The sequence below is a fragment of the Brevundimonas sp. UBA6550 genome (assembly GCF_002434505.1).
In the GTDB taxonomy this organism is placed as follows: domain Bacteria; phylum Pseudomonadota; class Alphaproteobacteria; order Caulobacterales; family Caulobacteraceae; genus Brevundimonas.
On the sequence record NZ_DJKE01000005.1, the window covers coordinates 262,850 to 278,598 of the forward strand.

15 protein-coding genes and 1 tRNA gene are annotated in these 15,749 nt (G+C 67.5%); 8 read left to right on the plus strand and 8 right to left on the minus strand.

The window, feature by feature from the left end:
- Window positions 1–69: 69 nt before the first annotated feature.
- On the minus strand, window positions 70–471 hold the full coding sequence (locus B3Z70_RS05420) for a PCC domain-containing protein (RefSeq protein WP_292022250.1): 402 nt from the start codon (window positions 469–471) through the stop codon (window positions 70–72).
- Window positions 449–1,003 (minus strand): PCC domain-containing protein, encoded by a 555-nt coding sequence (locus tag B3Z70_RS05425; protein WP_292044889.1) that lies wholly within the window; start codon window positions 1,001–1,003, stop codon window positions 449–451. Before B3Z70_RS05425 ends, B3Z70_RS05420 begins: the two co-directional genes overlap by 23 nt.
- Window positions 1,004–1,200: 197 nt before the next feature.
- Here B3Z70_RS05425 and B3Z70_RS05430 point away from each other — a divergent pair, with 197 nt between their 5' ends.
- Window positions 1,201–1,959, plus strand: a complete 759-nt coding sequence (locus B3Z70_RS05430; protein WP_292022246.1) for an SDR family NAD(P)-dependent oxidoreductase — start codon at window positions 1,201–1,203, stop codon at window positions 1,957–1,959.
- A 4-nt stretch (window positions 1,960–1,963) separates the two neighbouring features.
- Here the strand turns inward: B3Z70_RS05430 and dld are convergent, their stop codons facing one another.
- From dld to B3Z70_RS05455, 5 genes are all read right to left on the minus strand, one after another.
- The gene (gene dld / locus B3Z70_RS05435) at window positions 1,964–3,697 is read right to left on the minus strand and encodes a D-lactate dehydrogenase (protein WP_292022243.1); all 1,734 of its coding nucleotides are present in this window, start codon (window positions 3,695–3,697) and stop codon (window positions 1,964–1,966) included.
- Window positions 3,694–4,620 carry an AEC family transporter gene (locus B3Z70_RS05440; protein WP_292022242.1) on the minus strand — a complete coding sequence of 309 codons (927 nt, stop codon included), beginning with the start codon at window positions 4,618–4,620 and terminating at the stop codon, window positions 3,694–3,696. The genes dld and B3Z70_RS05440 overlap by 4 nt, the downstream gene beginning before the upstream one ends.
- Before the next feature lie 27 nt (window positions 4,621–4,647).
- Window positions 4,648–5,445, minus strand: coding sequence for an SDR family NAD(P)-dependent oxidoreductase (locus tag B3Z70_RS05445; protein ID WP_292022241.1), 798 nt, complete (start codon window positions 5,443–5,445; stop codon window positions 4,648–4,650).
- A gap of 88 nt (window positions 5,446–5,533) precedes the next feature.
- Window positions 5,534–6,331, minus strand: a complete 798-nt coding sequence (locus tag B3Z70_RS05450; protein ID WP_292022240.1) for a phytanoyl-CoA dioxygenase family protein — start codon at window positions 6,329–6,331, stop codon at window positions 5,534–5,536.
- Between the two features lie 40 nt (window positions 6,332–6,371).
- Complete coding sequence (locus B3Z70_RS05455; protein WP_292022239.1) at window positions 6,372–7,100, minus strand: GntR family transcriptional regulator; 729 nt, start codon at window positions 7,098–7,100, stop codon at window positions 6,372–6,374.
- A 155-nt stretch (window positions 7,101–7,255) separates the two neighbouring features.
- On the opposite strand from B3Z70_RS05455, the gene B3Z70_RS05460 reads away from it, so the two are divergent.
- The 5 genes from B3Z70_RS05460 to B3Z70_RS05480 all read left to right on the plus strand — a co-directional run bounded on the left by B3Z70_RS05460 (window position 7,256) and on the right by B3Z70_RS05480 (window position 14,088).
- Window positions 7,256–8,098 (plus strand): IclR family transcriptional regulator, encoded by an 843-nt coding sequence (locus B3Z70_RS05460; RefSeq protein WP_292022238.1) that lies wholly within the window; start codon window positions 7,256–7,258, stop codon window positions 8,096–8,098.
- Window positions 8,095–9,270: an acetyl-CoA acetyltransferase gene (locus B3Z70_RS05465; protein WP_292022237.1), complete on the plus strand. Its 1,176-nt coding sequence runs from the start codon at window positions 8,095–8,097 to the stop codon at window positions 9,268–9,270. The genes B3Z70_RS05460 and B3Z70_RS05465 overlap by 4 nt, the downstream gene beginning before the upstream one ends.
- Window positions 9,267–10,841, plus strand: coding sequence for an acyl-CoA synthetase (locus B3Z70_RS05470; protein ID WP_292022236.1), 1,575 nt, complete (start codon window positions 9,267–9,269; stop codon window positions 10,839–10,841). The genes B3Z70_RS05465 and B3Z70_RS05470 overlap by 4 nt, the downstream gene beginning before the upstream one ends.
- Window positions 10,842–10,942: 101 nt before the next feature.
- Window positions 10,943–12,322, plus strand: a complete 1,380-nt coding sequence (locus tag B3Z70_RS05475) for a carbohydrate porin (protein ID WP_292022235.1) — start codon at window positions 10,943–10,945, stop codon at window positions 12,320–12,322.
- Between the two features lie 92 nt (window positions 12,323–12,414).
- Window positions 12,415–14,088: an FAD/NAD(P)-binding protein gene (locus B3Z70_RS05480; RefSeq protein WP_292022234.1), complete on the plus strand. Its 1,674-nt coding sequence runs from the start codon at window positions 12,415–12,417 to the stop codon at window positions 14,086–14,088.
- A gap of 27 nt (window positions 14,089–14,115) precedes the next feature.
- On the opposite strand, the gene B3Z70_RS05485 is transcribed toward B3Z70_RS05480, so the two are convergent.
- Window positions 14,116–14,192, minus strand: a tRNA-Lys gene (locus tag B3Z70_RS05485).
- Between the two features lie 95 nt (window positions 14,193–14,287).
- On the opposite strand from B3Z70_RS05485, the gene B3Z70_RS05490 reads away from it, so the two are divergent.
- Together B3Z70_RS05490 and B3Z70_RS05495 are read left to right on the plus strand one after the other, a co-directional pair.
- Window positions 14,288–15,394 carry a CaiB/BaiF CoA transferase family protein gene (locus B3Z70_RS05490; protein WP_292022233.1) on the plus strand — a complete coding sequence of 369 codons (1,107 nt, stop codon included), beginning with the start codon at window positions 14,288–14,290 and terminating at the stop codon, window positions 15,392–15,394.
- 74 nt (window positions 15,395–15,468) lie between these two features.
- Window positions 15,469–15,735, plus strand: coding sequence for a hypothetical protein (locus tag B3Z70_RS05495; protein ID WP_292022232.1), 267 nt, complete (start codon window positions 15,469–15,471; stop codon window positions 15,733–15,735).
- Window positions 15,736–15,749: the final 14 nt, after the last annotated feature.

Here is a 15,749-nt window from a genome sequence, read left to right on the forward strand (position 1 = left end):
CTCGGGCGATCCGGCTCTTGGCGGCCGTTCAACCCCATAGCGATGGCCGGATCGTCCGGCCGAGATGGTTCAAGCGGCGGCGGGCTCCGCCTGGTCGATGACTTCCTCGATCACGATTTCCGCCGTGACGCAGACCAGATTGCGGCCCGGCGTGAACCGCCCGGCCCAGACGTCGCCCGTGGTCTCGCCCACGACGCCCGAGACGCCGGCCGAAACCGCGCCCTCGGCCAAGGCGATCTCGCCCGACAGGGTCAGGATTTCGACCGCCGGACCGCGCAGCACCTTCGGTTCGCCCGAGGCGGTTTCGATGACCGCATCGTTCAAGCTGCCCAGCCCGCTGCGGACCAAAGCGCGTTCGAAACCCAGTTCGGCGGCGGCCTGTTGCAGCCCCTCGACCAGATCCTGATTCGGCCCCAGCCGAACCGTCGCCAGCCGGCCGGTGCGAATGTCAGTGATGTCCGACGGGTTCATGCGTGTACTCGGATACTGGAAAGAAGGTGGAGAACCGGGTTTCGGGATCGGCCGCCTGGCGGAATCCCGAGCCGGTCATCAGATGGACGCGCACGCCGCCGGGACCGGCCACGCAGCGATCCACGTTCAGATGGCCGCCGTGACCGCGCCCCTGGTCGTCGGCCAGGGCGCCGTGCAGGTGCAGCAGGGGCGCGCCGGACACCGAGGGCCCGAACGACCCCGAGGCGGCGACGACGGCGGCCCCGCCCTCGATCTGGATCGCAGCGCCGTATTCGACGGCGCGCTCGCTGTCGGCGCGCGGCTTGGCGACGTGGTAATGGGCCTGGGACAGCCGCCCGCCGATCAGACGAAAGCCGCCGAAGGATTCGCCCAGGGCGGCGAACAGCCGCTCGATCCCGGCCTGAAGGGTTTCGCCCTCGCGGATCGAGCCCAACGACTGGCGCGACTGGTCGCCCGAGGCGGTCATCACCCGACCAAAACGCGAGGCTCCGGGATGAACGACGCGACGGGTTTCGAGAAGCGGCGCGCTCATCTGGAGTCGCCGATTAGAATGAGCCTAAGTCGATCAGCCAAATCGCATACTCCCTTACGGGTCCATATATTGGACCACTTGTTTCTATATTGCCATTATTAGCAGCCCTATTAAGACACGCAAGCCGACTATATTAGGAAATATTGGCGCACCATTAGTCCGCATTATGGACCACTAAGCAGTAGAGGTTGAGAAACATGGCTAGACGTCTCGATAATCGCGTCGTGCTTGTGACCGGCGGCCTGTCCGGCATCGGCGCGGCGGTCTGTCAAAAGCTGGCGGCGGAAGGCGCCAAGGTGATCGCCGGCGACCTGTCGGCCCAGGCCGTCGAACTGGGCGACGACGCCGTGACGCCGCTGAGACTGGACGTCGCGGACGCCGGCTCGGTCCAGACCGCCGTCGACGCCATCGTCGCCAGACACGGACGACTGGACGGGCTGGTCAACAGCGCCGGCATCGCCCGCGAACAACCCTTCCTAGAAACCCCGGTCGAGGCGTTCGACGCGATCATCGCCGTCAACCTGCGCGGCAGCTTCCTGATCGGTCAGGCGGCGGCCAGGGCGATGCAGGCGACCGGCGGCGGCTCCATCGTCAATATCGCCAGCGTGTCGGGCCTTCTCGGCAATGCGGGCCGCAGCGCCTATGGCGCGTCCAAGGGCGGGGTCGTCACCCTGTCCAAGGTGATGGCGGTGGACCTGGCCCAGTTCGGCATCCGGGTGAACGTGATCGCGCCCGGCCCGGTGGAGACGCCGCTGGTGGCCCAGGTCCATTCGGCCGAGACGCGCGCCGAATGGGGCCGCCGCGTGCCGATGAAACGCTATGGCTCGCCCGAAGAAATGGCGGGCGCCGCCGTCTTCCTGCTGTCGGACGAGGCGACCTACGTCACCGGCCATGTCCTGACGGTCGACGGCGGCTTCGTGGCCCAGGGCCTGGCGGCGCCGCTCGCCGCCGAGTGAAACCTCAGACCCATTCGGCGCGGCGCGACGTCATGCCGATGCCGGGGTTCAGGCAGTTGCAAGGGTCCAGCCGCTTGAAATGAGCGGCCTGGGCCGGGCTGGCCTTGTAGAGATGACCGACATTGTGTTCGGCCGGATAGGCGGCGCGCCTCTGGTCCAGCAGATCCCACATCCGATGCTCCAGGGCGATGGGATCATGACCCTTGGCGACGATATAGTCCTGGTGAAAGACGTGGCAGAAGAAATGGCCATAATACAGGCTCTTCAGGATCGGCCGCCGCACGTCTTCGGGCAGGACCTCCATCCAGTCCCGGTCGTTGCGGCGCAGGGCGATGTCCAGGGCGACGATATCCGACACCTGGCGATGATGAACGGCCCGATAGCGCACCGCCGCCCCCGCCGCCGCAAACCGATGCAGGAAGGCGCGAGCGCCCTCGTCCGGCGTGCATTCGAAGAAGGCGGCGGCGGCGTCGGTCAGGGTGCGCGCCAGATAAGCCCTCGCCTCCTCCACGCCCTCGCCTGACATCTTCAGCATCAGATGGTGTTCGAACCGGTCGCGATACTGGTTCATCCGCGCCGGCAGATGTTCGGGGAACAGACCGCTGGCGAACTGCAGCAGGCGGTCGCCGAGGTATTTCGGCAGAAAGCCCAGATCCTCGACGAAGGCGTCGAACCGCGACTTCATCCCGAACAGCCGGCCGATCCGGCCCGTGCCCAGGATGCGGATGGCCAGGAAGGTGTCCTTGCCGTATTTCCGCGCGATGTCGTAGCAGTCGCGGTGCATATACTCGCCGGCGACCGGCAGATGTTCGAAATCGCTCAGGATGTCGCGCCGGATGCGGGTCAGTACCGCCGGATCGTTGGCCCCGATGTAGAAGACGCCCGTCTCGCCCGCCGCCGGAAAAGTGTCCAGCCGCACCGCGAAGACCACCGCCTTGCCCGCGCTGCCCGACGCCTCGAACAGCCGGTCGGGGTCGGCGTTGAACCGGGCCGGGCTGTCGGCGTCCACGTCGCGGACCCGGCGGGCGTAATCGCCGTCCGACGCCTGTCGGCGGTCATCCGCCAGGATTTCGCCCGGCTGGAAATCGCCCGCCTCGACGCGGGCGAGCACCGTCTCGGGATCGTCGCCCAGGGCCACGCCCAGATGATTGACCAACTCCACCCGCCCGCCCGCCCCGACGCGGGCGTAAAGCGCCATCTGGGTATAGGCCGGGCCGCGCTGGATCAGCGAACCGCCCGAGTTGTTGCACACCCCGCCCACGACCGAGGCGCCGATGCAGGACGAGCCGATCACCGAATGCGGCTCGCGCCCCAGCGGCTTCAGCATCAGTTCCAACTGATCCAGCGACGCGCCGGGCAGGCAGATCACCTGCCGCCCGCCCTCGATCAGATGCACGGCTGTCATGCGAAGGGTGGAGATCACCACCACCGGCCGGTCGTAGTCGTTTCCGTCGGGGGTCGACCCGCCGGTCAGGCCGGTGTTGGCCGCCTGCATGATGACGATCCGCCCGGCCTCGACGCAGGATCTGAAGGCCCGCCAATGTTCGACCAGCGAGCCGGGCCGCACCACCGCCTCCACCCGGCCCTGCCCAAAGCGATAGCCCCGGCTATAGCGGCGCGTCGCCTTGGGATCGGTCAGGACATGGGCGGCGCCGACGACGGCCCTCAGCCGGTCGCGCAACTGATCGAATGGAACGGGCGGGCGCGCCGGGGCGGCGGTCGAACGGGGAGCGGTCATCGGATCACGGTCAGGTAAACGGAGATGGAGACGATCGACAGGACGGTCGTCATCAGAATGGTCTGTGAGGCGACGGCGCCGCGCCGGCCATAGACCTGGGCCAGCATGAAGGGGCCGGCGCCGGTCGGCATCATGGCCATCAGCACGGCCATCTGCACAACCTGAAGCGGGGCGTGCAGGATCGGCCCGGCGATGAGCCAGGCGATGGTCGGCTGGACGATCAGCTTGGCCGCCGTCAGGGGCGCCCAGCTCCAGTCGCCAAATCCCGCCTTGGCGTTCTCGGCCAGGAACAGGCCCAGCGCGACCAGGGCGCAGGGAATGGCGGCGCCGGCCAGCAGCCCCAGCAGGGTGGTCACCCCCTCGGGCGGCTTCAGCCCCAGGGTGGAGAAGACCGCCCCGACCGCCGGCGCGATCATCATCGGATTGCGCACTACCGCCCCGCCGGCCTTCATCAGAGCCTTGCCCAGCCCATGCCCATGCGCCCGCGCCATCTCCAGACCGATCAGGCCCAGGGCGTAGAGGACGCAAGCCGTCAGGATGACCGACACGCCCGAAAACGGCAGCGACCAGTCGCCGAACACCAGCAGGCCCAACGGAATGCCCAGAAAGCCATTGTTGGCGTAGGCGGCGCTCTGGGCGTCCACCACCGCGTCGCCCGCGCCCATCCTGCGCCAGGTCAGGGCCAGAACCAGAACGAAGGTCCCGACCAGAGCCCCGGCCATGGCCAGGGTGAAATCCAGCCGATAGCTGGACCAGTGCGCATTGGCGGTGATGCCGAAAAGCAGCGCCGGCTGGGCCAGCCAGACGACGAACCGATTGATCTCCGTGACCGCCGCCGGCCCCAGCACATTCACCCGCCGACACAGATAGCCCAGCGCGATCAGCGCAAAGACCGGCAGGACGACGTTCAGCAGAGCGGTCATGGCTGCAGGGCGATCAGGGTCATTCGATCAGGCGCAGCGCGCGGTCAGGCCGCCATCGACCACGATCTGCGTGGCGTTGACGTATTTCGCCTCGTCCGACGCCAGAAACAGGGAGGCGTAGGCCACGTCCCAGGCGTCGCCCATCTTGCCGGTCGGCGACTGGGCGTCGCGGCGCGCGACCATGTCGTCGAAGTCCCCGTCATAGCCCTTGGTCAGCGCGCCCTTGATCAGGGGCGTATTCATCAGGCCCGGCAGCACGCAGTTGGCGCGGATGCCGTCCCTTGCGTGCTGAAGCGCGATGTTCTGGGTCAGACCCATGACCGCCGCCTTGGTGGCCGTATAGGCCGCATAGGGGAAGCCGATCCAGCGCGTGCCGGCGACCGAGCCGACGTTGACGATGGCGCCCTTCTGCTGGGCCACCATGTGCGGCAGGACGTATTTGCAGGTCAGGAAGACGCTGGTCTGGTTGATGGCGATCAGCCTGTGCCAGCTGTCCTCGGAGGCATCGACGGCGCCGCCGGTCTCGGAGATGCCGACGTTGTTGTGCAGCACGTCTATACGGCCGAAGGCGTCGATACAGGCCTTGACCATGGCCTGAACCTGATCCGATTTGGACACGTCGCAGGCGAAGGTCTGGCACACGCCGCCCTCCTCCTCGATCAGGGCCCTGGTCTCGTCCGCCGCCTCGATCCGCAGGTCGATGGCGAAGACCTTGGCGCCCTCGCGCGCATACAGAACCGCCGCCGCCTTGCCGTTGCCCCATCCCGGCCCGGACGACCCCGCACCCGTCACCAGGACGACCTTGTCCTTCATTCGCTCGCCCATCGGCGTCTCCTCGCGTCTTTCAGTCGTCGGAAAGGAACGCGGGGCGGCCTTGCGACCACGCCCGCGTCCGCACTCGCCGTGATCAGGTTCAGGCGGCGGCCTTCTGGCTGCGCGCATATTCGACCAGGGCGTCGTCGGCGACCGGCTCGATCGGGGTGAAATCGGTGTGGGCGATATACTCAGCCCGCGTCGGCTTGGTGATGGCGTTCGAAAGGGCCGACAGGGTCAGATAGACGATCTTGCGCGGATAGGGGGTGATGTTGCCGGCCGATCCATGCACCAGATTGCCGTGGAACATCAGCAGGCCGCCGGCCTTGCCGGTCGGGGCGACGATGCCGCCCTGCTCCACCAGATTGGCCACCGTATCGTTGTCCAGCGTCCACAGCGGATAGGCGGTGGTCTCGGTGTCGTGACCGGCCTCTATGGCGCCGCTCTCATGGCTGCGCGGCACCAGCATCAGCGGGCCGTTGATCGGCAGGACGTCGTCCAGGAAGACGGCGATGTTCATGGCGCGCGGCTCGGGCATGCCGTCGTCGTTGTGCCAGGTCACGAAGTCCTGGTGCCATTGCCAGACATCGCCGGTGAAGGCCGCCTTCGCGTTGATCTTGAACTGGTGCATGTACACCGGCTCGTTGAATGCCTGGGCCACCGGCTCGACCAGTCGCGGGTGTCTGCCCAGCAGTTCGCAGGCCTTGTTGTAGGTATGGCAGGCGAAGGCCGTGCGCGGCACGCCCGACTTCTCGCGCCAGATCTCCGGTCGTTCGGGGGCGAAAACGTCTGCGGCGGCTTCGCGCAGCACCTCCACCTCTTCAGGCGTGAAAGCCTCGGGAATGAAGATGTAGCCTTCCGTGCGGAAGTGCTCGAGCTGTTCCGGGGTCAGTTTCATGGTCGTTCTCCTGAGCGTCTGAGGGGTTGATCGCCGGTCTTCACGCCGGCTGGGTCTGTCGAAGTCTCTGCTCGGTTTCGGAGCCGGCGTTGGCGGCATGGCTCCAGGCGGCCGAGGCCGCGCCTTCCGCATCCCCCGCCCGGACCAGGCGCACGATCTCGGCGTGCTCGCGCCAGGCGCGGGTGCGGATTTCATCGACCGCCATCACCGCATTCATGGCGCGCTGGATGTGCGGCCACAGCGGCGCCAGCGTCTCCTCGATGGTCGGGTTGCCGCACAGGCCGTAGATGACCTGGTGGAAGGCGACATCGAGCGCGGCCCGCTCGGCCAGAGGCGTCTTCGGTCGAATGGCGTCGCCCGCCGCCAGGGCCGCATCGAGGCGTTTCGCCTCTGCGTCCGACACGCGGCCATCCGCGAATCTCTGAGCAAGCAATCGCGATGCAAGAGAATCCAGCGCCGCGCGGATTTGATAGACATCGCGCAGCTGATCGGGATTCAGGGGCGCAATTTCGACGCCGCGACGCCCGGATTCGATCACCAGACCCTGATGCTTCAGCAGGTGCAGGGCGTGGCTGATCGGCGCGCGCGAGACGCCCAGATTTTCCGCCAGCTCGCCCTGACGCACCCGCTGGCCGGGCGCCAGGGAGCCGTCCGTGATCGCCGCGCGGAGGCGTTGATACACCTGCTCCACGAGCATGGGGGCGGCGCTGATCGAGTCCATCGCATGGGTCATGACGGAATACGGAATACCGTAAATGAGCGAAGCCAACAACCACGTCTCAGCAATTTTATTCTAACGGTCCACTATTTGGACCTTTGAAGTTTCTTGAAATGCCCATTTGACAGGAAAAATAAGTCGGTTCAGTTTCTGGTCCAGAAATGCCTGTATAAGAGTCCAATATATGGACCATTTGGGAGTTTGAGATGACGGACTTGGAAACCAAGGCTGACGGCGCACAGGCGCTGGACCGCGCGCTGGGAATTCTGCGCCTGGTGGGCTCGCGCTCGAAAGAGGGCCTGCGCCTGGCCGACATCGTCAGCCAGTCCGGCCTTGCCAAGCCGACCGCTCACAGAATGCTCAAGGCGCTGGAGCGGAACGGCTTCGTCGAACAGAGCGCGGAGGACCGTCTCTATCACCTGGGGCCGGAGGCCTTCGTCCTGGGCGTCCTCGCCACCGAACGGTTCGGCATCCATCGCCTGGCGTCCGGGGCCTTACAGCGCCTGTCGGCCGCCAGCCAGGACACGGTCTTCCTGTCCGTGCCGCGCGACGGCCACGCCGTCTGCCTGGAAAGGCTGGAGGGCGCCTTCCCCATCCGCACCCATGTCCTGCAGGCGGGCGACCGCCATCCGCTGGGCGTGGGCGCCGGCAGCCTGGCCATGCTGGCGGCCATGAGCGACGACGAGGTCGAGCGGATTCTCGACTCCATCGCCCCTGAACTGGCGACCGCCTATCCGACCTACTCCCCCGCCTTCCTGCGCGACGCGGTGGCCCAGACCCGCGCCTCCGGCTTCGCCTTCAACCCCGGCCGTCTGTTGACCGGCAGCTGGGCCATCGGCGTGGCCGTGATCGGGCCCGAGGGCGACTGCGTGGGCGCCCTGTCGATCTCGGCCATCGAGAGCCGGCTGGGCGAAGCCCGCCGCGCCGAACTGGCTCCGATCGTCCAGCACGAAGCGCAGAAACTGTCGCTGCGCCTCGCCCGACCGGAAATCGCCTCCCCCGCGCCCGAACAGGCGCGCTCCCCTGTACGCTTGAGGAAAACGTCATGACCGAAGCCGCCATCGTCGGATGGGCGCACAGCCCGTTCGGAAAACTCCACGACGCGCCCGATGTCGAAAGCCTGATCGAGATGGTCGCCGCCCAGGCGATCGCCGACGCAGGCATTCAGCAGGACGAGGTCGACGGCGTCTTCGTCGGCGTGTTCAACGCCGGCTTCTCCAAACAGGACTTCCCCTCCTCCCTGGCCATGCACAGCGTGCCGGGCCTGCGCTTCAAGCCGGCGACGCGGGTGGAGAACGCCTGCGCCTCGGGCGCCGCCGCCGTCTTCCAGGCGCGCGACTTCATCGCCGCCGGGCGGGGCCGTTTCGCCCTGGTCGTCGGCGCCGAGAAGATGACCCACACCACCAGCGCCGTGGCCGGCGACGTCCTGCTGGGCGCCAGCTATCGCAAGGAAGAGGGCGACATCCCCGCCGGCTTCGCGGGCGCCTTCGGCCGTATCGCCCAGATGTATTTTCAGAAATACGGCGACCAGTCCGACGCCCTGGCCGCCATCGCGGCAAAGAACCACAAGAACGGGGTCGACAATCCGTACGCTCAAATGCGCAAGGACCTGGGCTTCGACTTCTGCCGCAACGAATCCGAGAAGAACCCCTTCGTCGCCGGCCCTCTGAAGCGCACCGACTGCTCGCTGATCTCGGACGGCGCCGCCGCCCTGATCCTGACGGACGAGGAGACGGCCAAGTCGATGAAGAAGGCGATCCGCTGGCGCGCCGCCGTCCATCTTAACGACTATCTGCCGCTGTCGCGTCGCGACCCGACCCATTTCGAGGCCGGCGCCCAGGCGTGGGCCAAGGCGCTGGAAATCGCGGACCTGAAGCTGGACGACCTGTCCTTCGTCGAAACCCACGACTGTTTCACCATCGCCGAACTGATCGAATACGAGGCCATGGGCCTGACGCCGCAGGGCCAGGGCGCGCGCGCCGCGCTTGAGGGCTGGACCCAGGCCGACGGCCGCCTGCCCGTCAATCGCTCGGGCGGGCTGAAGGCCAAGGGACACCCGGTCGGCGCCACAGGCGTCTCCATGCACGTCATCTCGGCCATGCAGCTGGCCGGCGAGGCGGGCGACATGCAACTGCCCAAGGCCGATGTCGCGGGCGTCTTCAACATGGGCGGCGCCGCCGTCGCCAACTACGTCTCCATCCTGGAGCCGATCAGAGCATGACCCTGCCGACCAGCAACCTGGCCTCCATGCTGGTTCACGCCGCCCAGCATTTCGGCGACCGCCCCGGCCTGATCCAGGGCGACCGCGTTTGGACCTGGACCGAGATCAACGACCGCGTCACCCGCGCCGCCTCGGCCCTGGCCGCGCGCGGCGTGAAACAGGGCGACCGCGTCCTGGTCCATTCGCGCAACTGCAACGCCATGTTCGAGACCCAGTGGGCCTGCTGGCGGCTGGGCGCGGTGTGGGTGCCGACGAACTTCCGTCTGACGCCGCCGGAGGTCGCTTATCTGGCCTCCTCCTCGCGCGCCACGACCCATATCTTCGACACCGGCTTTCCCGATCACGCGGCGGCGGCGAAAGAGGCCAACGCGGCCTGCGAGAACGTCTTCTGGATCGGCCCCGACGCGCCGGGCGAGGATTGGGAGGCCCTGGTCGCAGACGCCAGCGCCCCGCACGTCGAACTGGCCGACGTGGACCGCGACGACGTGTGCTGGTTCTTCTACACCTCCGGCACCACGGGTCGCCCCAAGGCGGGGATGCTGACCCACGGCCAGATGGCCTTCGTCACCGTGAACCACCTGTGCGACCTGATGCCGGACACGACGGAGAACGACGTCTCCCTGGTGGTCGCCCCCCTGTCGCACGGCTCGGGCATCCATGCCGTCACTCAGGTCGCCAAGGGCGCCGCCAGCGTGCTGCTGTCCAGCGAACGGCTGGATTGCGAAGAGGCCTGGCGCCTGGTCGAGAAACACAAGGTGACGAACATGTTCACCGTGCCGACCATCCTGACCATGCTGACCCAGCATGAGGCGGTGGACCGTTACGACCATGCCTCGCTGCGCTATGTCATCTACGCCGGCGCGCCGATGTATAGGGCCGACCAGCAGCACGCCCTTCGCAAGATCGGCAAGGTCCTGGTCCAGTATTTCGGTCTCGGCGAGGTCACGGGCAACATCACCGTCCTGCCGCCGCGCCTGCATACGATCGAGGACGATGCATCCTATCCGATCGGCTCTTGCGGCCTGCCCCGCACCGGCATGGACATCGCCATCCTGTCGGACGACGGCAAACGCCTGTCGGCCCATGAGACGGGCGAGATCTGCGTGCGCGGCCCGGCCGTCTTCCTCGGCTATTTCGAGAACGACGAGGCCAATGCGAAGTCGTTCAAGGACGGCTGGTTCCATACCGGCGACCTGGGCCACCTGGACGACCGGGGCTTCCTCTACATCACCGGCCGGGCGTCGGACATGTTCATCTCGGGCGGCTCCAACGTCTATCCGCGCGAGATCGAGGAAGCGATCCTGACCCACCCGGCCATTTCCGAAGCCTGCGTCGTCGGCATGCCGCACGACAAATGGGGGGAATGCGGGGTCGCCATTCTGGTCGCGCGCGAGGGTCAGTCGGCCGACGCCCAGGCGGTCCTGGCCCACCTCGACGGCAAGCTGAGCCGTTACAAGATTCCGACCGACATCCTGTTCTGGGATGCGCTGCCCAAGTCCGGCTACGGCAAGGTGGCCAAGGCCGAGGTCAAGAAACTGCTTCAGGCGCAGGCCGCATCGGAAGCGGCCTGACCCGACACGCCGGCGCGGGTTTCAGGCCTTCCGCGCCGGCTCAAATCCAAAAGCGCCGCAAAGGCGCTGGCCGATCTTCATGCATTGGGAGGAACAATCGCATGACCAACACCCGTTCCGTCGCCCTGTGCGGCGGCGCTCTCGCCGCCGTCGTGTTCGCCGCCAGTTCGGTCCAGGCGCAGACCGCGCCGTCGGTTCCGACCAACGCCCCGCCTCAGGCCGTAACTCAACAGGCCGCCGCGACCCAGCCCGGCCTGTGGGACCGCCCCGCGCTGACCGGCGACTGGGGCGGCGCGCGCACCCGTCTGGAAGACAGGGGCGTGACTTTCACCCTGAACGAGGTCGTGGACGCGGTTCACAACTTCAACGGCGGCGTGCGCGAGGAAAGCCGCGCGGCCGGCCAGCTGTTCCTGGGCGCCACGATCGACACCGAGAAAGCCTGGGGCCTGCCGGGCGGCAAGGTCCAGGCCACGATCTTCAATCGGCAAGGCAACAGCCTGGCCAATGACGCAGGGCTCGATCTCCTCCAGCCGGTTCAGACCATCTATGGTCGCGGCACGATCTGGCGTCTGGGCCAGCTCTGGTACGAACAGAGCTTCAACGACGGCGCGACCGCGCTGAAAATCGGCCGCGTCACCCACGGCGAGGACTTCGGCGCCACGCCGTGCGGCAATATGATGAACCTGATCCTGTGCGGTCCGGCGTCCAGCCAGATCGTCAGCGGCTATCTCTACAACATGCCGGTCAGTTCCTGGGGCGCCCGACTGCGCCAACGCATCGCGCCTGACCTGCACGTCAATCTGGGCGTCATCGAATCCAATCCCGAAAACCTGCGCGAGGATCGCGGCTTCTATCTGGGGACGCAGGGCGCGACCGGCACGATCTACGCCGGCGAGTTGCAATGGACGCCCAAGCTCGGCGCGAACGGCGATCTGCCGGGAACCTACAAGATCGGCGCCTGGTACGATTCCAGCGATTCCAACAACATCGTCTATGACGTGAACGGCGACTATCAGGCGGTGACCGGCCTGGCCTTCGCGCGCGAAGGCCACCATTCCGGCGTTCACGCCAACGTTCAGCAGCAGCTGATCGCGCCTCAGGCGGACGGCGCCCACGGTCTGTCGGTGGTCGGCAACCTGGCGATTGCGGATCGCGCGACCAACAAGCTGCGCAGCAAGGCGGCGGTCATCGTCACCTATACCGGCCTGGTCCCCGGCCGGGCCAAGGACGACCTCACCTTCGGCGTCGGCGCGGCCATCGTGAACGGTCGCGTCACCGACGCCCAGCGCGCCCAGAACGACGCCGGCCTGCGCGTCGGCGATCCGCAGGACACGGAGTATGCGGTCGAGCTGAACTACGGCTACCGCCTGACCCCCGCCATCACCGTGCGCCCCGGCGTCCAATACATCCACAACCCCGGCGGCCAATCCGACCGCGACGGCATCGTCGTCGGCGGGCTGAAGCTGGTGCTGACGCTGTAAGGCGTTCCTGCCGCCGCGGCCCTCAATCAAGGCTGCGCCGCCTTAATTTTCAAGGCGATGGCGCCATTGTCGTGATGGCGCATTCAGGGGGGATGACGCCATCCATCGCCTTTGTCGGAGCCGGGCCGACGACGATCTACACCCTGGCCGCCCTGCTCGCCGAAGGCCGCCCGGATGTCGACATCACCGTCTTCGAACAGCAGCAGACGGCGGGCATGGGCGCGCCCTATCGGCCCGGTTGGAACGACCCGGCGATGCTGGCCAATATCGCCAGCATCGAAATCCCGCCCGTGCAGGAGACGCTGTTGACCTGGCTGGAACGTCAGGCCCCGGCTGACCTGGCGGCCATGGGCGTCACGGCGCATGAGGTCGATGCGCGGGCCTTCCTGCCGCGCGTGGTTCTGGGCCGCTATCTCGCCGACCAGTTCGCCGCACTGGTGCGCGACGCCCAAGCGGCGGGCGCCAGCATCGAGGTCCGCACGGCCTGTCGCGTCATCGACGCCGCGAATGTGGCGGACGGCATACGGCTGACGGTCGCGCCGCATCTGGGGTTCGTGACGGACGAGACGTTCGACCACGTAGTGCTGGCGACCGGCCACCAATGGCCGTCGGACCCGGAGGTGCGACCCGGCTACTTCCTGTCGCCGTGGCCTGCGTCGAAACTTTCGGCGCTGCCGGCCGCGCAGGCAGGGATTCGCGGATCCTCCCTGACCGCGATCGACGCGGCCGTGGCCCTGGCGCTGGCGCACGGCGATTTCGTCGACGAAGAGGGCGGCGACCTGACCTATGTTCCGCATCGGGGCGCCGAGGCGTTCGGCCTGACCATGATGTCGCGCAAGGGCCTGCTGCCCGAGGCGGACTTCTACTTCCCCCTGCCTCATGCGCCGCTCGTCCTATGCACGGAGGCGGCCATCAACGACCTGATCGCGCGCGGGACCGATGACCTGCTGGACGACGCCTTCGCCCTGTTCCGACAGGAGCTGACGCTGGCCGACCCCGGCTACGCCTGGTCCATCGGCCTTGCCGATGCGACGGTGGAATCCTTTGGCGAGGCCTATTTCGCGGCGCGTGCGGCGACCGACCCCTTTGTCTGGGCGCGCCGGAACCTGGAGGAGGCCCGCCGCAACCACGAAAGTCGGTTCACGATTCCCTGGCGCGACGCCATCCTGCGGATGCACGAGGTGATCGGCGCGATCGTCCCGCATCTGGACGGTCGCCAGTTCGAGCGGTTCGAGCGTTGGCTGAAGCCGGTGTTCGTCGACGATTACGGCGCCGTGCCCCACGCCTCCATCGCCCGCCTTCTGGCGCTGCATGACGCGGGCCGCCTTCAGGTGCTGGCGCTGGGCGACGACTATCGTTTGGACACCCAGCCGGCGGAGGGCTGCGGCGCCGCCGTCCACTATGCCGGGATGCGGCTGCATTTCCCCGTCTTCGTCGAGGCTCTGGGCCAACGTCCGCTGTCGGCCGACGCCTTCCCCTTCCCGTCCCTGATCGCGCAGGGCGTCATCCTGGATCAGGTTTCGGCCGATGCGCCGAAGGCGGTGCGCGGCGTCGCCCTGGACGACGCCTTCCATCCGGTCACCGATCAACTGCCGCCCGACCGCCTGTTCTGCCTGAGCCTGCCCTTCCTCATGGGCCGCCATCCCTTCGCTCAGGGCATCACCAGTTCGCACGAGATGGGAAACGTCGTCGGATCGGCCCTGGCCCAGGCCATAGGCGGCCGAACGGCCGATATCGCACCGCTGGTCACGGCCGAGGCGGCCTAGCCGCGAAACGCGCGCGTTAAATGAAAATGGTACGTCCTCTCGGGCTCGAACCGAGGACCCTCTGATTAAAAGTCAGATGCTCTAACCAACTGAGCTAAGGACGCACCGTGCGACGTCCGGGCGCCGCCCGAACCGTCGAAGGGCGCCTTCTGTTGCAATCCGGCCTTCCGGTCAAGACCGGGTCTGCTACTCATGTCGAATGCAACCGCTTCATGGCCTCCGCATCATCGAATTCGACGGCCTGGGGCCGGTGACCTTCGCCGGCATGATGCTGGCCGACATGGGCGCCGAGGTCCTCAGGCTGACCCGCAGCGAATCGGCGGCGCCCGCCGTGTTCGATCAGGTGGGCGGATCGGTGCTGCATCGCGGGCGCGCCGCCGTGCCGGTGAATCTGAAGAATCCCGCCGACCAGGCGCGCATCCTGACGCTGATCGACGGCGCCGATGCGGTGATCGAAGGATACCGCCCCGGCGTGATGGAGCGGTTGGGGTTCGGGCCGGAGGTCCTGCAGGCGCGAAACCCCGCCCTGGTGTTCGGGCGCGTCACGGGGTGGGGCCAGACGGGGCCGCTGGCGCAGGCCGTGGGCCACGACCTGAACTACATCGGCCTGTCGGGCGTGCTGCACGCCATGGGGGATGCGGACCGGCCGCCCACGCCGCCGCTGAACCTGGTCGGCGACTATGGCGGCGGTGCGATGATGCTGGTGGTCGGCGTTCTGGCGGCCCTGATCGAGGCCCGGACGACGGGCCGAGGCCGCGTGGTCGATGCGGCCATGACCGATGGCGCGGCCCTGTTGGGCGGCATTTTCCAGGCGTTTCGCGGACAGGGGATGTGGAACGACAGGCGCGGCGCGAACCTGCTGGACGGCGGCGCGCCCTTCTATCGCTGCTACGCCTGTCGGGACGGCGGGTTCGTGGCCGTGGCGGCGCTGGAGCCGCGATTCTACGCCGCTCTGCTCCAGGGGCTGGAGATTCCATCCGAGGCCGCGCCGCAATACGACATGGCCGGCTGGCCCGCGATGCACGCGCGTTTCGCCGATCTGTTCGCCCGGCGCGACCGCGACGACTGGGCGAACCATTTCGCGGAAACCGAAGCCTGCGTCACCCCGGTGCTGAGCTTGGCCGAGGCGCCGGATCATCCGCACAATCGCGCCAGGGGCGCCTTCGACCACGGCCTGCCCGGACCGGCGCCGCGCTTCGACGGCAGGGAACACAAGCCCCGTCATAGTTCAGCCCTGCGCTTGGAGGAGGCTGTCGCACTGTGGTCGGCTGAGGGGCCGGCCCGAGGTTCGGAGCAGGCCGGATGACCCAAGAGGTTTTCGGCGCTAAGGGAACGCCAGCGCGCGACGAGCGTTGCAAGGGCGAAGACCCGGGGAATTCAATGAGACGTTCCAACACCCTATTGGCCGCCGCCGCCCTGGCCGCGCTTGCGCTTTCGGCTTGCGACGATCGCCCGTCGCGGTCGGACGACGACCGCGAACCTGTCAAGGTCGAGCAGGAAGCGCCCCCGCCGGTCGAACAACCGCCCGCCCCCGCGCCGGAAGTGCGCGACCCCACGCCGACGCCGCCGCCCAGCGACAGACTGCCGCCCGAGGAACGGTCGTCGGAACAGTCGGTCCAACCCGAAAGCGAAACCCTGTTCTACTGAGAGAACCGGGATTC